Annotated in this window: 18 protein-coding genes and 1 other annotated feature; of the genes, 9 read left to right on the forward strand and 9 right to left on the reverse strand. The window is 36.9% G+C overall.

Annotation, left to right across the window (positions count from 1 at the left end):
* Positions 1–36: 36 nt before the first annotated feature.
* Genes K332_RS23905 through K332_RS0106345 form a run of 3 tightly spaced genes read right to left on the reverse strand, consistent with a single transcriptional unit; the run spans position 37 to position 1026 of the window.
* Complete coding sequence (locus K332_RS23905; RefSeq protein ID WP_156914153.1) at positions 37–174, reverse strand: hypothetical protein; 138 nt, start codon at positions 172–174, stop codon at positions 37–39.
* Positions 175–195: 21 nt separating this feature from the next.
* Positions 196–330 (reverse strand): class III lanthipeptide, encoded by a 135-nt coding sequence (locus tag K332_RS24275; protein WP_211237406.1) that lies wholly within the window; start codon positions 328–330, stop codon positions 196–198.
* Between the two features lie 54 nt (positions 331–384).
* The gene (locus K332_RS0106345) at positions 385–1026 is read right to left on the reverse strand and encodes a trypsin-like serine peptidase (protein WP_026906712.1); all 642 of its coding nucleotides are present in this window, start codon (positions 1024–1026) and stop codon (positions 385–387) included.
* A 336-nt stretch (positions 1027–1362) separates the two neighbouring features.
* Here K332_RS0106345 and K332_RS0106350 point away from each other — a divergent pair, with 336 nt between their 5' ends.
* Complete coding sequence (locus K332_RS0106350) at positions 1363–3138, forward strand: ABC transporter ATP-binding protein (RefSeq protein ID WP_051359363.1); 1776 nt, start codon at positions 1363–1365, stop codon at positions 3136–3138.
* 91 nt (positions 3139–3229) lie between these two features.
* Here the strand turns inward: K332_RS0106350 and K332_RS0106355 are convergent, their stop codons facing one another.
* Positions 3230–3568: a hypothetical protein gene (locus K332_RS0106355; protein WP_026906714.1), complete on the reverse strand. Its 339-nt coding sequence runs from the start codon at positions 3566–3568 to the stop codon at positions 3230–3232.
* A gap of 478 nt (positions 3569–4046) precedes the next feature.
* On the opposite strand from K332_RS0106355, the gene K332_RS0106360 reads away from it, so the two are divergent.
* From K332_RS0106360 to K332_RS0106385, 5 genes are all read left to right on the forward strand, one after another.
* On the forward strand, positions 4047–4640 hold the full coding sequence (locus K332_RS0106360) for a Crp/Fnr family transcriptional regulator (protein WP_026906715.1): 594 nt from the start codon (positions 4047–4049) through the stop codon (positions 4638–4640).
* A 79-nt stretch (positions 4641–4719) separates the two neighbouring features.
* Positions 4720–5706: an NAD(P)-dependent alcohol dehydrogenase gene (locus K332_RS0106365; protein WP_026906716.1), complete on the forward strand. Its 987-nt coding sequence runs from the start codon at positions 4720–4722 to the stop codon at positions 5704–5706.
* Position 5707: 1 nt separating this feature from the next.
* Complete coding sequence (locus tag K332_RS0106370) at positions 5708–6229, forward strand: DinB family protein (RefSeq protein WP_026906717.1); 522 nt, start codon at positions 5708–5710, stop codon at positions 6227–6229.
* 322 nt (positions 6230–6551) lie between these two features.
* Positions 6552–7373 carry an LCP family glycopolymer transferase gene (locus K332_RS0106380; RefSeq protein WP_026906718.1) on the forward strand — a complete coding sequence of 274 codons (822 nt, stop codon included), beginning with the start codon at positions 6552–6554 and terminating at the stop codon, positions 7371–7373.
* Positions 7374–7602: 229 nt separating this feature from the next.
* Positions 7603–8148, forward strand: coding sequence for an NADPH-dependent FMN reductase (locus K332_RS0106385; protein WP_026906719.1), 546 nt, complete (start codon positions 7603–7605; stop codon positions 8146–8148).
* Between the two features lie 137 nt (positions 8149–8285).
* Here the strand turns inward: K332_RS0106385 and opuFB are convergent, their stop codons facing one another.
* Together opuFB and K332_RS0106395 are read right to left on the reverse strand one after the other, a co-directional pair.
* Positions 8286–9803, reverse strand: coding sequence for an osmoprotectant update ABC transporter permease/substrate-binding subunit OpuFB (opuFB, locus tag K332_RS0106390; protein WP_026906720.1), 1518 nt, complete (start codon positions 9801–9803; stop codon positions 8286–8288).
* Entirely contained in the window at positions 9796–10755 is a 960-nt protein-coding gene (locus K332_RS0106395; protein ID WP_026906721.1) for an ABC transporter ATP-binding protein, read from the reverse strand. Before K332_RS0106395 ends, opuFB begins: the two co-directional genes overlap by 8 nt.
* A gap of 133 nt (positions 10756–10888) precedes the next feature.
* On the opposite strand from K332_RS0106395, the gene K332_RS0106400 reads away from it, so the two are divergent.
* Positions 10889–11767: a metallophosphoesterase gene (locus K332_RS0106400; RefSeq protein ID WP_245604636.1), complete on the forward strand. Its 879-nt coding sequence runs from the start codon at positions 10889–10891 to the stop codon at positions 11765–11767.
* Positions 11768–11802: 35 nt separating this feature from the next.
* Here the strand turns inward: K332_RS0106400 and K332_RS0106405 are convergent, their stop codons facing one another.
* The 3 genes from K332_RS0106405 to K332_RS21995 are packed head-to-tail and all read right to left on the reverse strand — an operon-like array spanning position 11803 to position 15461.
* Entirely contained in the window at positions 11803–12936 is a 1134-nt protein-coding gene (locus K332_RS0106405; RefSeq protein ID WP_026906723.1) for a Ger(x)C family spore germination protein, read from the reverse strand.
* A gap of 1 nt (position 12937) precedes the next feature.
* A complete protein-coding gene (locus tag K332_RS0106410; RefSeq protein WP_051359364.1) occupies positions 12938–14395 on the reverse strand; it encodes a spore germination protein in 1458 nt (485 codons plus the stop codon).
* Positions 14385–15461, reverse strand: a complete 1077-nt coding sequence (locus tag K332_RS21995; protein ID WP_051359365.1) for an endospore germination permease — start codon at positions 15459–15461, stop codon at positions 14385–14387. Before K332_RS21995 ends, K332_RS0106410 begins: the two co-directional genes overlap by 11 nt.
* Positions 15462–16072: 611 nt before the next feature.
* On the opposite strand from K332_RS21995, the gene K332_RS23205 reads away from it, so the two are divergent.
* Together K332_RS23205 and ileS are read left to right on the forward strand one after the other, a co-directional pair.
* Positions 16073–19552, forward strand: a complete 3480-nt coding sequence (locus tag K332_RS23205; RefSeq protein WP_051359366.1) for a M20/M25/M40 family metallo-hydrolase — start codon at positions 16073–16075, stop codon at positions 19550–19552.
* Between the two features lie 154 nt (positions 19553–19706).
* Positions 19707–19963, forward strand: a binding site (T-box leader).
* 136 nt (positions 19964–20099) lie between these two features.
* Positions 20100–23189 (forward strand): isoleucine--tRNA ligase, encoded by a 3090-nt coding sequence (gene ileS / locus K332_RS0106425; RefSeq protein ID WP_026906725.1) that lies wholly within the window; start codon positions 20100–20102, stop codon positions 23187–23189.
* Positions 23190–23254: the final 65 nt, after the last annotated feature.

The raw sequence follows: 23254 nt of genomic DNA on the forward strand, positions 1-23254 counted from the left end.
TCTTGAAAAGCCAACAATGAATCAGACTGTTAAAGGTTAACAAACAAACATGCTCATTGTACTTGCTATGGTATTTGAACAGCAAACAAACATACTATTTGTTGAGAAAAATAACCCGTCTGGAGAAGCAGACTTTTTTAAATCCATCGCTTGTAGACTTAAAACTTTACTCAAAATGTTTCCCTCCTCAACAATTTAATTCTCTGGTACACACAAGAATAGGCTTAATGTACTTTCTTTCTTACAAACGAAACTTAGGTTCGACGTTAGACCACCGAAGAAAGATTGTTCCATCTTTTGTAGTTTAAGAACCTTTTCCATGTTATTCATCCATCATCCCTCCTTTTATTGCTTTATATATATGAATTTACTAGGATGTACAAATTAGTATTTATGGATAACAATATCGGACGAAATAGTATCCTGACACATGCTAGTTAGATACGCTTGTTCTAGTACATCCCCCCAGTAAGGGCCCCAAATCATATTTTTAACCGACTTAAAACTTAGACTGGATACGGAATTCTGTATATATTCACCTTCATAGTAAGTAAACCACGGTCCACCAGAAACACCGCTTTTACCCTTTGAATAGACACCCTGCATTGTTGAGTATTTATAAATATCTTTTTCTGCCGGCCCTTTACAAATGAAAGGTAGTTTAGATGGGAATAATTTATTCTGAAAACCTATGATGGTGTAATCTAATTCTCTTGGAAGATTAAACCTGAGTGTGATTGAAAGCTGATTGTAGTCAATTCCCTGGTTCCAATTATTTAAAATAATGAAGCCAGTATCATAGTCAACTATTCCTTGTTCCGCCCAGCCTTTTGGAACAATTGCCATTAAAGGAGAAAGTCTAGAAGTAAAATTATTATAGTAAGGTAAAAATGCTATATTCTCATAAAACTTTTGTTCTTCCCAATCAAATAGACAGTGGGCGGCAGTAGCTACGATTGGTAAGTGATTAGACTTTACTAAACTACCACTTCCAATTGATTTTTTACCATTAATCCAAAACTCCACTTTACCTAAACAGTTATATAGATTATTAGTTTTAGTTGAAAAGTAATTGGTAGGAATAATATCAGCCTCCGGTCAAATTAGAAAACTTGCATTAGCTGGTTTTTTCGAATGTGTTCGTTTTTCTTATGCAGGTAGGAAGGATTTATAACTTTTCTTACACCAAAAAAATGGTAAGTACAATTATTCGTAAGAGGTGAAAACGGAAGGTTAATAATTTTCTTAACTTATTGGCAAATCAATTATCAAACATTAACCTAAAATTGTCAACAGTGGAAGGATAATACAATATTGCCATTTTTTTCAAGTGTTAAATTAGGATAAAAGGAGGAAAGAGAAATGAAATTACTAAAAAATAGGGACTTAGGAATTAAGAAGTTCCGTAATAAAATCAGGGAGTATTTTCCTAATAAGTGGTTACTTTGGTTAGCTACAACACTGATTATTCTTCAAGCAGGGTTTTCATTAGCGGTTCCGTACTTAACCATGAATTTTATCGATAATATGTCTTCTTTAGCTACTTTGGATATAACGACTATTTTATTAATTGGGGCAGTATTCTTATTGCAACTGATTATATCTTCTTTTTCTTTATATATGTTGACACGTATAGGAGAACAAATAGCATTATCTTTAAGAAGTAAAACCTGGAATAAGATTTTGGAATTGCCTATTCCATTTTTTGATAGCAATTCCTCTGGAAGTTTAATGAGCAGAATTACGAATGATATATTAATCATTAAAGAGTTTATGGTTTCTCAGCTAATCCCTTTTTTCTCGGGTTTTATTTCGATTGTTGGATCGATTATTTTTCTATTAGTGCTAGATACTAAAATGACATTATTAATTTTTGTTATTATTCCGGTTATTATGATTGTAATTACACCCTTTGGTAGGAAGATGTATACTATATCACGTTCTCTTCAAGATGAAACTGCCTCATTCCAAGGTGAATTAGGCCGTGTATTAACTGATATACGATTGGTTAAATCGTCATTGGCAGAGAAACACGAAAAAGAAACGGGCCACATTCGAATAAAAAGCTTATTTCGTTATGGGATTAAAGAAGGTAAAATAAACGCTATCATACAACCTTTATCCATGAGTCTAATGTTGGTTACTTTATTATTGATATTTGGATATGGAAGTATTCGTGTTTCAGCAGGGACTTTATCGGCGGGAACCTTGGTGGCAATCATCTTTTACTTATTCCAGATATCAGTCCCAATATCAACCATGACACGTTTCTTCACTGAATTTAAGAAGGCGCAGGGTGCGACAGAACGTATAGGTGAAATCCATTCTCTGCAATCGGAAGAAGCTTCAACACAGTTAGGTCAGAGAATCCCTGATAATCACCATGATACTATAGAATTTCACAATATTTCCTTCTATTACAAAAATGGTAAAAAGGTCTTAGAGGATATAAAGTTTCAGGTAGGAGTTGGTGAAGTCACTGCATTTGTCGGACCTAGTGGGGCAGGAAAGACAACTATCTTTTCTTTATTAGAACGGTTTTATCAACCAGAAAAGGGAGAAATCACCTATAAGGGAATGGCGATTAATAGAATTCCCCTAAATGAATGGAGAAAGAAAATAGCCTATGTCTCGCAGGAGTCACCGGTAATGGATGGTACCATACTATCCAATTTAGTTTACGGACTTGATTACTATACAGAGGAACAAGTTAAAAAAGCTATTTCGAACGCCAACTTGGAGGAGTTTATTGATTCCCTACCGGAAAAATATAATACCGAAGTTGGAGAACGGGGTGTGCGACTTTCCGGTGGTCAAAAACAGCGTATTGCAATTGCAAGAGCAATGATTAGAAATCCGGAAATATTGCTTTTAGATGAAGCGACAGCTCATCTTGATAGTAATTCTGAAAAGTTAGTTCAGGATGCGTTAGAACAATTAATGAAAGATAGAACAACCCTAATTATTGCACATAGATTATCTACTGTTAGAAATGCTAATCAACTTATTGTCATTGAAAATGGACATATCACTGGAAAAGGTGTACATGAAGACTTATTAAAAATACATCCTCTTTATAAAGAGTTGTATGAGCAACAAACTATTCGTACAGAAGAATTAACGGAGAGTAATGTCTAATTACAAAAATAAAAGGAAAAAGCATTCATTGCAATAAGATTGCTTTTTCCTTATTGATTATCTACTCATATAATTTTGAATTGAGATGGTGCTAATGATTAGAAAGGTACTCCACAACTTCCTCAGGAGCCTTAAACACCAAGTTAAACTTACTCCATTTTAGTTCTATATAAGGTAAATCATGATAAGTAATTAACGAAGCTACCTGTTTTAACTCTTTGTCTTTATTTGATTCCCCAAAATTAATCGTTTCCTGTTGATACAAGATATACTCCTTCATCTTCTTTTTTGATGATGGAATTTCGTCCATTTGCCACTTTTCCATTTGAAGTTTCTGGATAAATTCGGCAACTTCCTTTTTATCTTCCATGATAATAACAGGGTTTTGTTCTCCAGGTACTAGTTCTGCCACTTTCTGTACACTACTCAAGCTGTCTGTCCACCCATCCTTAGAAGTATTATTGAACGTGCTACAACCGGCTGAAAATATACAGAGCAACAACACTAAACATAAAAAAAACTTTTTTAACATTTTTCCCCCATCCATCCTTTCTTATGCTGCTTGTTTTGAAGAAAGTGATCCATCGTTTCATTCATATTTGGCTTTTATTATTTCTAGAATCATCGTATTGAATCCTCTTTTCTTTTGAAAAATAGTAGATTGGAACCATACTTGAAACTTATTTAATTTGAACTGATTCTAAAACATTATTTGTAGACATTACTTCTTTTACTGGTGTTTCAGAACAGGTGTTTATGTTCGAAAACGTCAAGGAATGAGGAAGTCTCATCAATTAGCTATTCAATGAAATAAACCAATCCATAGAATAATAAATAAATTTACAAAATATTATGATGAAACGTGGTATGCTAAAAAAAGGTAATTCATATAAAAAAGGAGATTAGCCATGAGAGAAAAGCTATTCCAGTATATGGCGGCATACACTAACCTTACAGAAGCGGAGCAACGATCTATTATCAAAGCACTGGATGTCCGTGAAATAGCCAAAGGCACCTACCTTACAAGACAAGGATATACGTTAGACTCAACGATATGTTACTTCATATTAGCAGGTTGTGTACGGCAATATCACATTGATGAGAGGGGGAAAGAAATCACAACCAGTTTTTTCACAGAAGACCATGTGATCTTGCTAGCTAACTTTGCTAAACAGGATCAAACCTCTAAATACTCCCTGACATGTATGGAAGATTGCATATTAGTAGTTGGTGATATGGAATCAGAACTGGATATGTATCAGCAATATTCAGGACTAGAAACAATGACTCGTCGAATGATGGAAAATTATTATGGCCAGACACGGAATGAATTAGCCAACTTTATTAGTTCATCCCCAGAAGAAAGGTACAAATCCATCACGCAAAGCCGACCAGATCTTTTAACCCGTGTCCCCCAACATCAACTTGCAAGTTACTTAGGTATCACTCCAGAGTCACTAAGCCGAATTAAAAAAAGAATGCAACATACCACTTCCATATAAGATTTCATCTTAACTTAAGTCAATGCCAATCATAATTTTTCCAATTAAACTTGTATAAAAAGGGCTTAGGAGGATATAGATGAAAGCAATTATCTCAGGTAAATATGGTGGACCAGAAACATTAGAGTTGCGAGTTGTAGCAAGGCCAAAGCTTAAACCAGATGAAGTATTAGTACGTATTCATGCATCTTCTGTCAATTATGGAAATATAGTTTTACTCAGAGGTAAACCATTTCTTGCAAGAATTGCATATGGTCTCAAGAAACCAAAATTCCCAATCCCTGGTAGTGATTTTGCAGGTGCTGTTCAAGAAGTAGGGGAGAATGTAACTGAGTTTCAAATTGGTGATGAAGTGTATGGAGACTTATCAAGTAGTGGATGGGGTGCTTTTGCTGAATACGCTGCTGTTCCGGTGAATGCAATAACACATAAACCTAGTAATCTATCATTTGCAGAAGCGGCTGCGGTTCCCATGGCGGGGATAACAGCATTACAAGCAATACGGAATCAAGCAAAGATTGAGGCTGGGCAGAAGGTGCTGATTCAAGGTGCTTCTGGCGGAGTAGGTACCTTTGCCATACAAATTGCTAAAAGTTTTGGTGCAGAGGTGACAGCGGTAGTTAGTAGTAGAAATGTAGCTATTGCATCTGAGCTTGGCGCAGACCATGTTATAGACTATAAAAAGGAAAAAGTAACAAGCCGGGATCAGTTGTATGATTGTATCATTGGAGTAAACGGATCGGAATCTATTTCAACTTATAAGCAAATTCTTACTCCGAATGGAATCTTTGTTCATATCGGAGGAGGTTCAACTAGTAAAATGATTGAGACGATGTTTTTCGGACCATTGCTTTCTATTACAGGGAAGAAAAAATTCCATACATTTATGCATCAGCCAAAAAGAGAAGATTTAGTATGGATGCGTGAGTTGCTTGAAGCAGGTAAAGTAAAGCCAGTAATTGATAAAAGTTATGCATTAAGTGAAGTTCCTGATGCGATAAAGTATTTTGAGGAGGGGCATTCACAGGGGAAAGTGATTATTTCAATGCCATACGAGGGGGATTAAAATGAGCAGCATTATTACGAAGAGTTTTGAGGAAACACGTGAAGAGCTTGTAGAGTTAGTTAGAGGGTTAAGTGATGAAGCATTTAATGCAAAGCCAAGTGAGGATCGTTGGAGTATTGGCCAGATATACCATCACCTAGCTTTAGTAGAGTTGGCGACAGTAAAAGCCGTGCAGTGGGGCGTTAAGGAAGATAAAGATACGAAGACTGAACAGAAAAATATTAGCCCCATGCTAAATCGTAAAAAGAAATTTCCAGCACCTAAAGTTGTAGAACCTGGTGGAGGTCCTTTTGAGGTTAAGGAAATAGTAGAGATGTTGAATAATTCTAGAAAAAAATTATTGGCAACCGTTAATAGTCTGGAAGATTCTTCATCATTATACGAAAAGTCAGTAGTTCACCCAGCATTTGGATTATTGCCTTTAAACCAATGGGTAGAAGCAGTACCATTGCATGAACAACGGCATATGGAGCAGATTAAAGAAATCATGGGGAATAATACTTCTATGCTCCTCAAGGAATAAGTGTGGTAACACCAAGTTAAGATGAATGCATGCGTGCTGAGGCCTGCCTCAGCACTTTTTGTTTTTACTTTAGAGGATTCCCTGAATCTGCGCCCAACCATTAACAGCATGCTTATTAAAAATGTGAGAAATCAAAGATTGATAATGTTATAATAAAGAATAACTTATTTTTGAATTTTCAAATATTCGGTGAGGTAATTGCTATGACTAAATCTCAGCAATCTAATAAAAAATCAATATGTATTTGGTCAAAGATACTTCTAGGCATTGTCCTTCTGTTATTTGCTTATGTAGGGGGGATGTACTTAGCATTTACAATGGAGTGAAGGGAACGATTAATGAACAAATCTATCAACCTGTGCCTTCCATTGATCAAATTGAATCAGAGGAGAAATTGATTAAGAAGGAACTAATCCATGTTCTACTTCTAGGTATAAATAAACAATACGGTGGTACAGGGAGAGCGGAATCACTCCTTGTTTTAACACTTAATCCAAAGACGGAATCCATGAATTTAATCACTATTCCGCGGGATACGCGTGCTGTAATGGTTGGTAAAGATATGGAGGATAAAATTAATAATGCATACGCTTATGGTGGCCCAGCTATGGCGATTGAGTCCGTTGAAAATCTATTAGATCTGGAACTAGATTATTATGTTCAACTTAACCTTTCTGGAGTAAAAGGCTTAATCGATGGACTTGGTGGAATTACGATTGACAATGAGCTGGAGATAGAAGTAGAAGAGGCAGACTTAAAGTTAACACCCGGTGAACTTCATTTAAGTGGTTCACAAGCGTACAGGTATGTTGAGATGCTCTATAGTTATCAGGGGGATGAAATAGACTCGACCGGGTTGCAGGATCAAATACTCGAGGCAATTATTCTCAAAGGAACTTCTACAATTACTATTAATAAATTAGAAACATTTGCCAAATTTTTAGTTGACAATATAACAACCAACTTGGATTTTAATAGCATGGAGTATTTGTTGCAAAACTATACTGATGTACAGAAACATATCACGGAGTATACGCTAAATGGCAATGAAATGGAGATTGATGATGTTAACTATTTAATTCTTCCAGATGAGGAAATTGAGAAGGTGCATCAAATGATGGAGGAATCCGATACAGAGATTTAGAAAACGGGATATGGAAGCAGTGAAAGCTTTAAGTGCACATAACGAATCTACTTGAAATTCATTTGGAGAATTGATACTTTTTCTCGATGTAGTTTATTTGCGGAATGATGATGCTAGTGTAATTAGAAAATATATTTTAAAAAAGACTACTTTAATTAATAATTCCATACTAAATTGCTAAAACTAGAAAGAACTTTAAATAACATCAAATAGCAAAGGAATGATTAGTTTGGCAAAAGTAGGTATTGTCGTAGGTAGTATTAGAAACAACTCTTTTTCTCAACAAATTGCGGATAATGTGGCACCATTATTCCCTGATGGATTTGAGACGGAATTTATAGAAATCGCTAATTTGCCGTTATATAATCAGGATTATGATGAAAACTCTCCTGCGGAATATACGACTTTTCGCGATAAAGTAAAAAGTGTAGATGCGGTTCTTTTTGTTACCCCGGAACATAACCGCAGTGTTCCTGCTGCATTAAAAAATGCACTGGATGTAGCATCACGTCCATGGGGACAGAATGTATGGGACGGTAAACCAGCAGCGGTTATTAGCCAATCAATTAGTGGATTAAGTGGATTTGGAGCAAACCACCATCTCCGTCAAACTCTTGCATTTTTGAACATGCCAATCGTTCAACAACCGGAAGTATATCTTGCTAATTCACAAGACCTGGTGGACGGTAGTGGGAAAATTACCAATGAAGGAACAATTGAATTCCTGCAAGGCTTTGTTAATACGTTTGTTGATTTAATTAAGAAATTCAACTAGAAAGAACCAAGGGGACAGGTTCCTTGGCTGGTAGTTAGGAAAGTATAAAAACTTTCCGCCGACATAAGAAAAACTAATATATTCGCTTGGGACTGAGCGAATGCGAGTTTTTCTAAAAACAAATCTGTCCCCTATAATTAATCCACTAATCCCACATCTTTCAAATATTCCAATGCTACGTCTTTAACATTTTTTCCCTCCACAGCAACTTGATAGTTCATCTCACGCATTTGGTCATCGGAAATTTTACCAGCTAGTTGGTTTAGAATTTCCTCTAATTCAGGATATGTTTCTAATGTTTCCTTCCTGAGTAGAGGTGCTCCCTGGTATGGTGGAAAAAGTTCTTGGTCATCTTTTAGAACGGTTAAATTATATCTTCGTAGTTCACTATCTGTAGAATAGGCGTCTAATAAATTAATATCACCTTGTTCAACCGCGGAATAACGTAGCTTCGGTTCCATAGTTACCATATGAGGGAATTCCAATTGGTAGATTTCTTGAATACCAATGTACCCATCCTCACGATCGGAAAATTCTAACGTGAATCCGGCTTTAACATCCTCTTCGATTCCTTGTAAATCCGAAATTGCTTCTAGATTATATCCCTCCGCAAAATCTTCTGATACGGCTAGTGCATACGTATTGTTAAACTGCATCGGTTCTAATAGAACTAAATCGAAATCATTTAATAATCCATCCCGCGCTTGTTCATAAACTGCTTGTCTATCCGTACTTACAGCAGTTTCATTTAAAAATTGCGTTACGGCAGTTCCTGTGAATTCTGGATAGATATCAATACTACCCTCCCGTAAAGCATTAAACACGAAGGAGGTTTTTCCAAGGCTAGGTTCTAGTTCGACATGTAGGTTCGTCTCATCCTCAATTAAAATCTTGTACATTGTTATTAAAATTTCTGGTTCAGAACCTAACTTTCCACCAATGACGACCGTTTCTTCTTCGCCCTTGAACAAATTAGGTACTATGGTAATACCGACTGCTAGTATAATGACGATTCCAATCATCGTTAGTGATGTTTTATACGAAAGTCTTTGTAGCCCACGTAACAGGACATCAAATAAGATAGCTAATAATGCGGCAGGGATTGCACCTAAAATGATTAATGTCATATTATTTCGATCAATTCCAAGTAATATAATATCCCCTAATCCTCCTGCTCCAATCAAAGCAGCAAGTGTTGCAGTACCAACAATCAGCACCATGGCAGTACGAATTCCGGCCATCATAACAGGCATTGCTAATGGAAGTTCTACCTTTAATAATCGTTTTGGCGTATTCATTCCCATAGCCATAGCTGCTTCGATTAGGGAAGGGTCAACTTCTTTAATCCCAGTATAGGTATTACGAAGAATTGGAAGTAAGGCATAAATGACAAGTGCAATGATTGCGGGTACCTTTCCAATGCCGAATAACGGTATCATCAGACCTAATAAAGCTAAGGAAGGAATGGTCTGCATCACTGCGGAGATACCAATAATACTTTCCGCAATTCGTTCCTTTTTCGTCAAATAAATGCCCAGTGGTACAGAGATAATAACAGCAAAAAATAAAGCAATAAAGGAAATCTGGATATGTTCAAGGAGTGCTTGTGTCAATTCCTCTTGTCTGTCCTGGAATACATTTATGAAATTAGACATTCTCATGCCCTCCTTGCTTTACTGTCTTTGCAAGATGCTGAATGAGTATTTGTCTGTTTAGGGAGCCTATCACGGTCCCGTTCTTTTTAATCAAAACTTTATCTTGTTTGGCTAATTGCGCTATAACTTCTTCAAGTGATGCAGAATGAGGAATAGCCTTATCTAAGTTGGGGTTATCATCGGTGAAAGATGTCATCAAATTTTCTAGATGAAAATCAGTACCGATTTTTACTTGTGTCCCAACGAATTCTCTTACAAAATCATTTTCTGGTTGATTAATAATTTCATCAGGTGTTCCTAGCTGAATAATCTGGCCATCATTCATGAGGCAAATCCGATCCGCGAGTTTCATCGCTTCGTTCATATCATGAGTTACAAACACAATAGTTTTCTTAATAGTCTTTTGTAAATGAAGCAAATCTTCCTGCAACTTTTCACGACTAATCGGGTCTAATGCACTAAAGGGCTCATCCATAAGAACAATATCTGGATCTGCTGCTAGCGCACGAACAACGCCAACCCGCTGCTGTTCACCACCAGAAAGTTCACTCGGCTTACGATTTCGGTATGTATTAGGATCTAGACCAACCATCTCTAGTAGCTCACTAACACGACGATGAATATTTTCTTTGGGCCACTTTTTCAACTCGGGTACAATTGCAATATTCTCTTCAATGGTCATATGTGGGAAGAGAGCGATTTGCTGAAGGACATACCCCATGTTCCAGCGTAGTTCATGAATGTTATAATCACTTATTCTTTTCCCGTCTATTGTGATTGTTCCATCAGTTAAGGGGATGAGTCGATTTATCATTTTAAGGGTTGTTGTCTTGCCACTACCACTAGGACCAATCAGAACAAAGAATTCACCTTTATTTATGGTAAAGCTTATCGAATCTACTGCGGTTGTCCCGTCTGTGTATTTCTTCGTTATATTATGAAACGAAATCATGAAACACGCTCCTCTTATGTCATGGATTAGTTGTATTATTTCATATTTAGGTATTTTTTAAAAAGTATATGGGCTTCACAGGTTAGTAGGAACCACAGGGATATACTGGAAATGATAAAGAGAGGTATAATGAATGAAAAGAAGAAAATATGCGATGGGTGGAAAATGCATGCCGAATTTGATAAGAGAAAGGAAAAAATATAACAGATTTCTTTGGAGTTTAGGCGCTTTATCCCTGTGTACTCTAATGAAAGCCTATTATGATACAAATATATTCAAAGTAAATAAAGTTCAGTTCCAAACAAAGAAAACTTCACCTGGTTCAAGGTTTTCTATACTACAATTAACGGACGTACATAATAAAATATTTCATGATAAAAACAAAAAGTTGATTCAAATGGTCAACGATGTGAATGCGGACATTGTTGTTTTAACTGGTGATTTGATAAGTAGAAGCACAGTTGATTTTTCAAATGTTTATTCATTGATCGAAAGGATATTGAAAATTAACCAGAATGTGTTCTATGTAACTGGTAATCATGAGTTGGGAAATGATCATGTAGAACTATTTTTGACGGGACTTGAAAATAGAGGTGTTACAATTCTCAGTAATCTAAATACCCAAATCACAATAGGCGATACGGTTGTCAATCTGGTAGGTATAGATAATGCATCGACTGACCATGAAGATCTTGGACTAGCATTTGAAGGTGTAGATGAAGAAAATTACACCATATTATTATCGCACTCACCTAATGTTGTGACCAAATATGATGCAATTCCAGCTGACTTGATATTAAGTGGACATACCCATGGCGGGCAGGTGAGGCTACCATTAATAGGGGCAGTAGTTGGGCCTGATAATAGCTTTTTTCCAAAATTGGATAAAGGAATATTTGAAACCGAGTCTGGAAACTATTTGTATATAGATAGTGGCCTTGGGACCACTGGTTATCCAGTTCGGTTTTTAAATCAAAGTCAGATTAGTTTAATTGAGGTGAAAGGGGAATAAGGCCAAGGAACCTGTGAACTGTCCCCATGGCCTTATCACTCATATAAGCCTCTACTTTCAAGATAGAAATCAACTGTGATTTTACTTAGACTTTCATCGGAAAGTTGAATTTCTTTCAACTTTTCTGGTTTCATTCCGTTTCGAAATAGTATATTTTTTAAATTATATATATCAATTTCTTTTTCCAAGCCTTTTTGGTACGTTTTTATAATTTCTTCCTTAATTTGTTTTTTTACAAGATTTTCTATTTGATCCTGATTTAGCGTATCATCCTGTAAATCAGCTAGCTTCCCTTTTGCTTTTATATGTATTTGGAATGTTGCATTCTCATCTTTTCCTACTGCTTTAATCTCTGATGTAGGGTCAGTGATCTCGACTGCTCCTATTATCTTTTCATCATCGATAATTTTTACTGGTGTAATTTTTGTTTTTGTTTGGATCCATCTGAGCCCTGTCAGTTCCTCATAGGACATCCAGTCTTGATACTTCCCTTCACTAATTTGGAAGCTTCCATTAATTCGTAACGTCTCCTTAGGCTTTTCATCAGATCCAAGTCTCTGCCAGGAACTAGTGTCTATTGAAATCGATGGCAAGACAGCTGTCCCCCCCGGAGATTTGTAGATAGAAATTAAATTATGCATACGTAAAGGTTTAATATAAGAATAGACCTTATAAGTATCCTCTGGCTTATATAATATGGTGTACACCGGAGGTAAATGAAAAAAGCCGTTCACAGAAAATAATTCTTCAACGGGTTTCTTTGTCCCATAGATCCAAGGCGTATATCGAAATTCCCCATTTCGCTTAATTGCCTGTTGGATTTTCTCAATTCCCTTTTCTAAGACTGTTTCAGAGAATACAATGGTTCCTACATGACCCCAATTAAATGGTAGTTGCGATGTTTTGTATAAATTATTTACTGCTTCATTAAGAGTTGCTCCAGAGCTATTTCCAACGAATAATGGAGCATCCTCAGATACCTTCTGCGTCTCCTGTTTAGCCACATTGGTAAAATCCAGCATTTGTACATAAAGCACATAGTTGTCATCTATATAATCAACACCAATTGCTGTTGCATAATTAACCTCACCTATTTCCTTTTCGTCCCAACAGCCAGAAAGCATTGTTAATAGAATAATACCTAACCATATTACTATGTAATCTCTCAACTCATTTCTCCCCCTGCCTGTCCTCATCCTGTGTTTTTAATATTTTTGCACGTTTATTTTGTTTTACTACAGGGAGTTTTAATAATGATTTAGAGAAATCTCCTTTAGTATACGGCGACACAGGACTTAAATATGGAATATTAAATGATTCGAGTTTAGCAAGGTACCCTATTGTCAGAAATAAACTAAGAAAGAAACCATACATGCCCAATACACTGGCACAAAGAATAGAAAATACTCTTAGAATAGTTACTGTTCCAAATAAAGATTGGTTACCTAATGTAAAAGTTGCAACAGCCGTAATCGCTGAGATTACCAACATGGTAGGGGAAGTTAAACCAGCTCGAATTGCAGCGTCACCGACTACTAATCCACCCACTACTGCAACAGTTTGACCAACAGCTTTTGGCAACCTTACACCTGCTTCACGAAAAAGCTCAAAAAGCGTGATCATTAATAATAATTCAAAAGGAATGTTAAATGGAATACCTAACCGGGAAGCACCAATTGTAGCAAGTAAGGAAAAAGGTATCTGGTCTACATTGTATGCTGACAATGCAACCCAAAAAGCGGGGAGAAAAATAGCCATCACTAATCCAATAATCCGAAGAAACATCCCAAATGAAGCATAAAAAAATGGCATATGCTCATCCTCAGATGTATTCAGGATTAAGCTAAAGTTAACTGGTCCTATGACGACATTAGGTACATTATCAATAAAAATAGCAAACCTTCCTCTTGCCAAACAACCCACAACTCCATCCGGGCGGGAAACACTTTCTAGTAATGGAAATAATGAATATCGAGTATCCGAAAGTAGTTCAATAATTTGATTATCACTAGTTAATACATCAATATCAATGTCCTTTATTCGTTTAGTAACTTCATTGATAATTTCTTTATTTTGAATGTCAGTCATATAGACAAGACTAACTTTCGTATTACTTCTTTTTCCAACTGTGAATGATTTCGTAACCATGGTTTGTGTTTTTAATCTTTTACGAACTAATGCAATATTGGAGGTGATATCCTCGATAAAAGCATCCCTTGGTCCTTTTACAGAAACCTCCGTTGTTGATTCTTCAGGAGATCTTTTAGGAGGAGCAGCTGTATTGAAATAATATATGATTTCGTTTATTAGAATGGCTGTAAATCCATCAAATACTTTCTCTAGAATAGCTGTATTAACTGACGGGTCATCCTTAACAAATTTGGTTGCTTCCGAACAATTCAAATCCTTAAGTCCCTTAACGCCGTTCGTTGTATAGGTTCTTTGTATCTCTGGAAGAATACTATTCAGTAATAAATCATTGTTTACTAACCCTTCGCAATACACCAGAATTAATTCTTCCTGTTTCCTTTCGTTTACTACCTGATTTCTTATAACCTTTACATCAGAAGAATGGTGGAAAAGATCATTAAAATACGTTATAGTGGATTCTGTTTTGTTAATTTTCATCTGCTGACACCTTATTTCTGGATTTCTTTGATAAAAGCAACATGAATACAACAAATAAAATTGCAAAAATACTCGTTCCCACATAAAAATATTTTCTTAAAAAGATAAAAAACTGCTCATCAGATATTGGAGCCAGAATGAGTACTAAATACAAAATACAAACCATTATCTGCATTATGATGGGTTTCTTAAGTTTGAATGTTTCTTTAATTAAGTACAGAATCAGTGCTAAACGAATAAAAGAACCTGAGAGCCATTGATAGATAGATAAAAAGTCCAAATGGTTAAAGTATTGACCGATACTTAATATTCTCCATTGAAGAAATGCAGGATATTTAATATTCCCGGCCTCTTCTGGCCCGAAAATTGCCATACTGCCTAGTAGTGGCCCAATAGTTAATATGAATAAAAAGGAAGTAAGTAATAATAAATGACGGAATGTGACTTTTTTAATGATATGGTGCTGAAGCATTATCAATATAAATACCTCTGCAGTTGAACCAAAAATAAAGAGTGAACCTTTCAAAATATCTATCCAGTCATTTTCAACAAGTACTGGTAGGATAAGAGAATAGTTTTTATCTGGGATAGTACCAACCGCTACAAATAATCCAAAAGCAACTACAAAGGGAAAGATTATGCCGGCACATATGGCAATAACATTTATCCTCCCAGAAATATATAAAGATGTTCCAAGAATGGAGAATGCAACTACCAGCATTGGTGTATTCAACAAGTATGTATCATGTGTCCAGGAAACAGTTTCCTTTACAGTAATAAAACCGGTTAACGTTAAAAATACAAATAGTAACAACGCAATTATGTTCCGAACTGTATTATTATAAGTAGTTTCTAGCCATGCAAAAACAGAGGTGTTTTTCAGTTGCTTTGTAACAGAAAGCAATAATAGCAGAAAAGGAATGCTTATCAAATAACCAATTATTACACTTATCCAAGAATCACGGCCTGCAGCATCAATAATTAAAGGAACAATTAGAACATGATTGCTTAAACCAGTACTTAAAAGAAAAATAAAAAATAACTGCGGAACATTAATTTGATTCACCGTTGTACACTCCAGTGTAAAATGTCATTTATGTATATTGTGCGGATTAAACATTATTAGTATACATGGAAAGGAATGTGGTCTTATCCTGCCCATTGTCCCAGAAAAAGAGGCATTGTCATTCGTCGATGCTTGACACTACTATTCTCCTTATCACCCTGGAATGGGAAGAATGAGCAAGACACAAAATCAAGAGGATTATTTCTATTTAGCTCTATTGGCAATTTAGATATAACAGACTATCCATAATGTATGTTACAACTGGTTTGAACGATTCGTAGGTCGCTTTTGAAGAGATAAAAGATTGCGAGACATTTGCTAGTGATTTTCTTATTGAGGTAAAATAACAACCCAAGTCCCTTTTTTCGATTGAAAATGCCAAATTGTCCCCTGTATAAAGCCATGGTGAAATTCTCACTCTTCCTTTATATCCTCCTAGTTCTTTAACATTATATGGAAAAAGGCTTTAATACCTTAGTGCGATATAATGTTATAGTTACCAATATTTCCCTCCTTCTTTAGAACTGTTTTGTGTCGGAATTATAACAACTTTCTGATAATAATGATATACTCTTTCCTGAAAGGACAAATAAAAATAAGGAGGGAGTAACATGAAGAATGTTAAAAGGTTGGCGTGGTACTTTCTAGTCGTTGTGGGTATTGTTGGACTTGCCTTTACTTCTTTTTCGATTGATTCATCCTCGGCAAAATCAATCGAGGTTGAAAAGGAAGCACAGGAAACAATGCTTGTGGAAGTAATTATACCTGATCAAGATGCATTAGATAGTCTTGTGAAAAGTGGGTATGATTTAACGGGCTATGTGAGTGACCGAAATGGAGTACTAGAAGTGCATGCAGTTGTCACCACAGATGAGATGGACAAGCTTGAACAACAAGGCTACGAGATAACAACGATTCAAACGGCAAAAGATGTAGAGAAAATCCTAAAACAACGTGAGCAAACGATGCAACAAGAACAGAAATTATTTAGTGCAGGAGATAATATTAAAGTTTTTCGTGCAGACTACTTCACTAATCAGTCAGGGACATTTTTATACATGGAGGCTAAATCCAGTGCAGGTGCTAATGTAGGCATGAATGCACAATGGACAGATGCTAATGGTGAAGAACAGAATGCCGTCATGACAAGGAAAATTGACGCTGGGGTGTATTTATACCATTATGTATTAACAAAAGTTGATTCAGTACCAGAAAATGTTGTCATTACAACGAATCAAGGTGGAATGACAGAAACTACATTAACGGAATGGATTGAAGATGGTACTCCTGTTGGTGACGACTACTTTAGCAATTTTGTTACTCATTATATGACACCGACAGAAATTACCGAACGAATTGAACAACTGGCAGAGGAATTTCCTGAGTTGGCAGAAATCGTTGAACTTCCGTATAAAACAAATGGGTATAGAAGACATGCTCAAGCAACCTTTGGTTCAATAGTTGATGCGGCATTAGTATTAACTTCTAAAGCTTGGGGACATGAAGGTGGAAACGATATTACTGTTGATATCCAAGCACCAGATCAAGGAAATCATGAATTAGAGGTATTGGTTGAAGATAATCATATTACCATTGTCCTTGGCACAGATGGTTCTTCACAGCCAACTAGTACAGCAAATGAGGTTATTGATGCAATTAATGCTGCTGCAGACGATTTAGTAATTGCAACAAACTATCGTAATTCAGGTGGGAATGGCGTTGTACAAGCTGAATCTAACATAACTTTAACAGATGGATTAAATGCATCTGCAGAAATTTCAAGAGAGCCATATCAGGTGAAGGCAATCCGTATCGGGAAAGAACGTGATGGGTCTAAACCCGGTATTCTAGGGTATTCACAGGAACATGCACGGGAATGGGTTACACCACTAGTATCTGTTGAAGCGGCAGAACGTTTACTACGAAATTATTATACAGATGAGTCTACAAAAGAATTGGTAGACAATCTAGATATTTTCATCGTCCCAACAGTAAATCCAGACGGTGGACATTATTCCTTCTACGATTATAATTCTCAACGGAAAAATTTAGTGAATTACTGTGGACCGGAAGCATCTGATCCTGGATATCGAAATTCATGGGGCGTTGATCTAAACAGAAACCATGCAGTGGGATCTGTTTATGATGGATGGATTGGTGGATCAACTAATTGTTTATCCGGTACTTATGCTGGGCCAGAGCCTGAATCAGAACCAGAAGCTTTAAATTTACTTTGGTTAGCAGAAGAGAATCAAAATATAAAATATGCGATGAATGTTCATGCCTATGGTGGATATTTTATGTGGTCCCCTGGTGCATATGATGAAAATCGTAACCCATTGCCACGTCCAACAGCAGGTGAAGAGGCCTATTATTGGCAAGCATCGGAGCATATTTTACAGGAAATAAAAAATTATCGTGGAACTGTTATTTTACCTGGTAGAACAGGACCTATTCCGGATGTATTGTATTCTGCAGGTGGTAACTCTGCTGATGCATTATGGTATAACCATGATATTTACGCATGGAATTTCGAGGTTGGTGCTGATTTATGGGATGAAGATAGGAATCGTTGGGTTGGTGTCGGATTCCAACCAGACTTTGAAGAAGGTCATGCGGAAGCAATGGAGTTTGCGAATGGTTTAATTGGTCTTTTTGAGGTAGCACTTGAGAATGCGAATGATGATGTAAATCCAGAAACGACACTTGAACCAGGAGAAGGAACATACAATGATCCTGTTGAAGTCAAATTTGAAATGAGTGAACCAGCAACAGTTTACTATACACTTGATGGCTCACGACCAACACTGGAGTCTGATACAATTCTAGTAGCTGGAACGAGAGATGGCGCTGAAACGTTAACAATTGACGAAACAACTACTATTAAATGGTTCTCGGTAGATATGGCGGGTAATTATGAGAATGGTTACAATCCAGAAGGTGATGGAACCAATTACAATGAGGCAAGAGTTGTCATCGATTATTTACCTGTGGGTGTAAATGCACTTGGAATAAAAGCACTTGTCGAGCGTTTTGAAAATGAAGGGGAATTTAATGGTGAAGTAGCACCACGTAATTTGAAATCTCATCTAACTACGATTCACCTTTATGAAAGACTAAGAGATTCGGAAAAAGTAATTAAGCAGCTGAGTAGCTTTAGGTCATTGCTAGACCAACAATTAGAAAATGAATTAATTTCTGGCAAAGCATATCGAATCTTGGAATCTTATACACAAGAAATGATAGATTTATGGTCAGTAGATTTTGAATCAGAGCGCGCAATGGAGCATATCCACTACTTGAGTGTGGACATTGGGCCACGTGTAGCTGGAAGTGACGCAGAGAAGCAAGCTGCTGACTATATTAAAAATGAGTTTGAAAGATTAGGTTATGAGGTGTCTAAACAGGAATTTGATATTCGTGGTGGAAAGACATCTGAGAATGTGATTGCAGTTAAGAAACCTCGAGGAATTGAAAACCCAGAAATTATCTATGTCACTGCACATTATGATAGTGTTCCAGGGTCACCGGGGGCTAATGACGATGCCTCAGGTACGGCAGCAATGCTAGAGTTAGCTAGAAATATGAATAACATTATTACGGATAAAGAGATTCGATTTATTGCTTTTGGTGCGGAAGAGATTGGCTTAGTTGGTTCCAGGTATTATGTAGATCAACTATCCGACACAGAAATTGAAAACAGTGTTATTAATTTTCAACTGGAAATGTTAGGGTCCATATGGGAACCTGCTAACAAACTTATGGTTAATACAGTAGATGGAAATCCAAACCTGGTATGGAACCATATAGAAGGTGCAGCGGAAAGTCTAAACATTGACAGTGACTTAGTTGTTCTAATTAGAAGAGGGTCATCAGATCATGTTCCATTTCATAATGTAGGGATTGATGCTGCTGCATTAAATATGGGACCTGGAAACAATACATTAGAACCATGGTATCATTCACCAGAGGATACGTTTGATAAAATTAGTCCAGAAAGAATTCAATTTTCCGGTGATTTACTTAACTCTGCTATTCAAGACTTCCTAGGTCATGAGGAAGAGAGAAGTCGGCTGAGAGAAGCATCTTAGTCCATAAAAGCGCCAGGGGGACAGGTTCCTTGGCCTGAATATGGTAGAAATAGGGCCGGTGAACCTGTCCCCATGGCTGTTTGTCCCTATGGCATCATTTTCCCATTGACAAACAGTGCTTTCTCCGTTATTCTTTATTCTAATATAAAGCCGGTTAAATTCGTTGACGAGAACGAGTAGGCATGGTTCTGAACTACAGAGAGTTGGTGTTTGGTGAAAGCCAATGTTTTAGTCCATGTTCCGAAAATCCTCTCCGAGAAGGAAAGCTGAAATTTACTTATTTAAGCTTTCACGGGTATCCGCCGTTAAAAGGGTCGCGTATGATGGTACGTTGAATGTGTGCTGGATTATTGTCAAAGAATGACAACTTCCAGAATCAGGGTGGTAACACGGGTAAAACTCGTCCCTATTATGGGACGGGTTTTTTGTGTTTTTTGGAAACAATCAAGATAACCCGAAATCCTCGAGCAACCAATCCAATCAATTTAATTTGCGGCGACAAAGGTCTATACCAACCGGACTTCTAACAAAAAAGGAGTGTATGGTAATGAAAAGAGTAGACAGCAAAGAATCCCCATTACAACGTGAAAACAGACTAAAAACTATTTGGAAAGAGGAAAACACTTTTCAAAAGTCAATTGACAATCGTGAAGGAAACCAATCATTTGTTTTCTATGAAGGACCACCGACTGCAAATGGCTTACCCCATGCTGGGCATGTCTTAGGAAGGGTTATTAAAGATTTCATAGGGCGCTATAAAACGATGCAAGGATATCAAGTAATTCGGAAAGCAGGATGGGATACACATGGACTTCCGGTAGAGCTTGGTGTGGAGAAGAAGATTGGAATTTCAGGGAAAAAGGATATTGAGGCATACGGTGTAGAAAAGTTTATAGAAGAATGTAAGAAAAGCGTGTTTGACTATGAAAGGGAATGGCGTCATTTTACAGAGGCAATTGGATATTGGGTGGATATGGATAATCCGTATATTACGCTGGAAAATAACTACATCGAAAGTGTTTGGTATATCTTATCGACAATACACGAAAAAGGTTTACTAACAAAAGGTCACCGAGTAACGCCATATTGCCCAAGTTGTCAAACGTCCTTAAGTTCACATGAGGTAGCTCAAGGCTATAAGGATGTAAAAGATTTATCAGTGACGGCAAAGTTTAAGTTGAGAAATACGGACAATGAATATTTTCTAGGATGGACAACGACACCTTGGACACTTCCAGGAAATGTTGCCCTAGCAGTTAATAGGGATCTTGATTATGTAAAGGTCCGTCAAGACGATGCGATATACTTCGTTGCTGAAAATCTAGTAGAGAAAGTATTTGAAGGAACTTATGAGGTGCTTAGAAAGCATAAGGGTAGTGAATTCATTGGTCAATCTTATGAACCTCCTTTTAATTTCGTAACTTTAAACAAAGGACATGAGGTCATTGCTGCTGATTTTGTAACCGATACAAGTGGAACAGGTATTGTTCATCTTGCACCTTCCTATGGAGAAGATGACTATAAAGCAGTTTTAGAAAATGGTCTTGATTTTGTAAATGTTATTGATCAAGCCGGTTGCTATACTGCGGAGATAATACCTCTTGCTGGTGAGTTTGCAAAGGATAGTGATGTGAAGATCCTTAAAATGCTGGCGGAAAAGGAATTGTTATTTTCAAAGGAAAAATATGAACATAGCTACCCACACTGCTGGCGATGTGATTCAGCACTTATCTATTATGCGATGGAAGGATGGTTTATTAAGACAACCGAAATGAAGGATACGATCATCCAAAATAATGAAACAGTCCAATGGCATCCGGAACATATGAAGCATGGTAGATTCGGTAACTTCTTGGAAAATATGGTAGATTGGAATATCGGTCGTAATCGCTATTGGGGGACACCGTTAAACGTTTGGATTTGTGAAAGCTGTGACCATCAGTTCACACCAAAAAGTATTCAGGACTTAATAAATCAGGCCAAGGGGTCGGTCCCTCATAATTTGGAGTTGCATAAGCCATATGTGGATGAGGTAACATTAGTTTGCCCGAGTTGTCAGGGAGACATGAAGCGGACAAAAGAAGTTATTGATGTTTGGTTTGACAGTGGTTCTATGCCCTTTGCGCAATATCATTACCCATTTGAAAACAAAGAACTTTTTGAAAAACAGTTTCCTGCCGATGTTGTTGTTGAAGGTGTGGATCAAACGCGTGGATGGTTTTATAGCCTACTAACTGTTTCTTCTTTATTTACAGGAAAGTCTTCGTATAAACGTGTACTATCGCTAGGACATATTTTAGATGAAGATGGGCAGAAAATGTCTAAGAGTAAAGGCAATGTGATTGATCCAATGGTGTTGGTGGAAAAATATGGTGCCGATGCTTTACGGTGGTCATTACTTGTGGACAGTGCCCCGTGGAATAATAAACGATTCTCAGCAAGCATTGTTGGTCAAGCGAAGTCCAAGTTGGTGGATACACTGGCCAATATCCATTCTTTCTTTACGATGTATGCGGAAATTGACCAGTTCCATCCTAAAAAGCATCAATCGGGTAAGAAATCACAATTAGATAATTGGATCTTATCACGAGTTCATACGGTTACGAAAAATGTTACCCAAACTTTAGAGGATTATCAGTTTAATCCTGCTGCTAGGGAACTTGCTATATTGGTAGATGAGGTTAGTAATTGGTATATCCGCCGCACGCGGAGTCGCTTTTGGAGTGAGGGGATGAATGAGGATAAGCTTGCCGCCTATCATACATTGTATGATGTACTGGTAACACTTAGTAGATTACTAGCACCATTTACACCATTCATTGCTGATGATATCCATCGTAATTTAACAGGGGAAAGTGTTCATTTAGTAGATTTTCCTGTAGCGGATGAAGGACTAATCAATAACACATTGGAAAAGGAAATGAATGGGGTGCTGCAAGTTGTGGAGCTTGCTCGCAGTACTCGAAATGCAGCTAATATCAAAACAAAGCAGCCGCTTTCGGAGTTAATGATTGTTGGGAGAAAAGAAAGCACAGAATTTGTAATAGAATATAGTGATATTGTTATGGAAGAAATCAATGTGAAGCGGCTTCGTGTTGAGGAACATGCAGGGGAGTCATTGGCTTATGAACTAAGATTAAACTTCCCAACAGCAGGACCAAAGCTTGGGAAAAATATCGGAGAAGTACAACGTGCATTACAAGCACTTTCGAATGAGGAACGAAAAAGTGTTGTAGAAAATGGTTATTTTGCTTGTGAGACTGATACTGGTGAAAGTCTAAGAGTAGAGAAAGAAGATCTGTTGATAAGCACTAATCCGAGGGTAGGAATAGAACTAGCAGAAAATGAAACCTATTCCATATTTCTGAATACCGCAGTGGATGAGGATTTACACAAAGAAGGCCTTGCCAGAGAGCTGATCCGTGCTGTACAGATTTATCGTAAGGAATTAAATCTACCTGTTGAAAAACGTGTAATAGTAACATTTGATGTTAGTGATTTTACGAAGACAGTGATCGAGGAGCATCAAGAACTCTTAGAAAGAAATCTTTTGGTAAGTGGGATGAATTTTGGCAGCAAACCAAATATGAAGTATGTAGACGTTTATGATAATAGCGTTGGGATAGTTATTGAATAATAAGACCATGGGGACAGGTTCCTTGGCTTCGAGCCGAGGAACCTGTCCCCATGGCTTGATTTTAG

The sequence above is a fragment of the Paucisalibacillus globulus DSM 18846 genome (assembly GCF_000482485.1).
GTDB classification, from domain to species: domain Bacteria; phylum Bacillota; class Bacilli; order Bacillales; family Amphibacillaceae; genus Ornithinibacillus; species Ornithinibacillus globulus.

What these genes read in the sequence shown, in the direction of transcription:
- K332_RS0106350 (WP_051359363.1), top strand. Translation starts at nt 1,363, where the DNA reads ATGAAATTACTAAAAAATAGGGACTTAGGAATTAAGAAGTTCCGTAAT.
- opuFB (WP_026906720.1), bottom strand. Translation starts at nt 9,803, where the DNA reads ATGTCTAATTTCATAAATGTATTCCAGGACAGACAAGAGGAATTGACA.
- K332_RS0106365 (WP_026906716.1), top strand. Translation starts at nt 4,720, where the DNA reads ATGAAAGCAATTATCTCAGGTAAATATGGTGGACCAGAAACATTAGAG.
- ileS (WP_026906725.1), top strand. Translation starts at nt 20,100, where the DNA reads ATGAAAAGAGTAGACAGCAAAGAATCCCCATTACAACGTGAAAACAGA.
- K332_RS0106395 (WP_026906721.1), bottom strand. Translation starts at nt 10,755, where the DNA reads ATGATTTCGTTTCATAATATAACGAAGAAATACACAGACGGGACAACC.
- K332_RS0106400 (WP_245604636.1), top strand. Translation starts at nt 10,889, where the DNA reads ATGAAAAGAAGAAAATATGCGATGGGTGGAAAATGCATGCCGAATTTG.
- K332_RS23205 (WP_051359366.1), top strand. Translation starts at nt 16,073, where the DNA reads ATGAAGAATGTTAAAAGGTTGGCGTGGTACTTTCTAGTCGTTGTGGGT.
- K332_RS0106360 (WP_026906715.1), top strand. Translation starts at nt 4,047, where the DNA reads ATGAGAGAAAAGCTATTCCAGTATATGGCGGCATACACTAACCTTACA.
- K332_RS24275 (WP_211237406.1), bottom strand. Translation starts at nt 330, where the DNA reads ATGAATAACATGGAAAAGGTTCTTAAACTACAAAAGATGGAACAATCT.
- K332_RS0106370 (WP_026906717.1), top strand. Translation starts at nt 5,708, where the DNA reads ATGAGCAGCATTATTACGAAGAGTTTTGAGGAAACACGTGAAGAGCTT.
- K332_RS0106410 (WP_051359364.1), bottom strand. Translation starts at nt 14,395, where the DNA reads ATGAAAATTAACAAAACAGAATCCACTATAACGTATTTTAATGATCTT.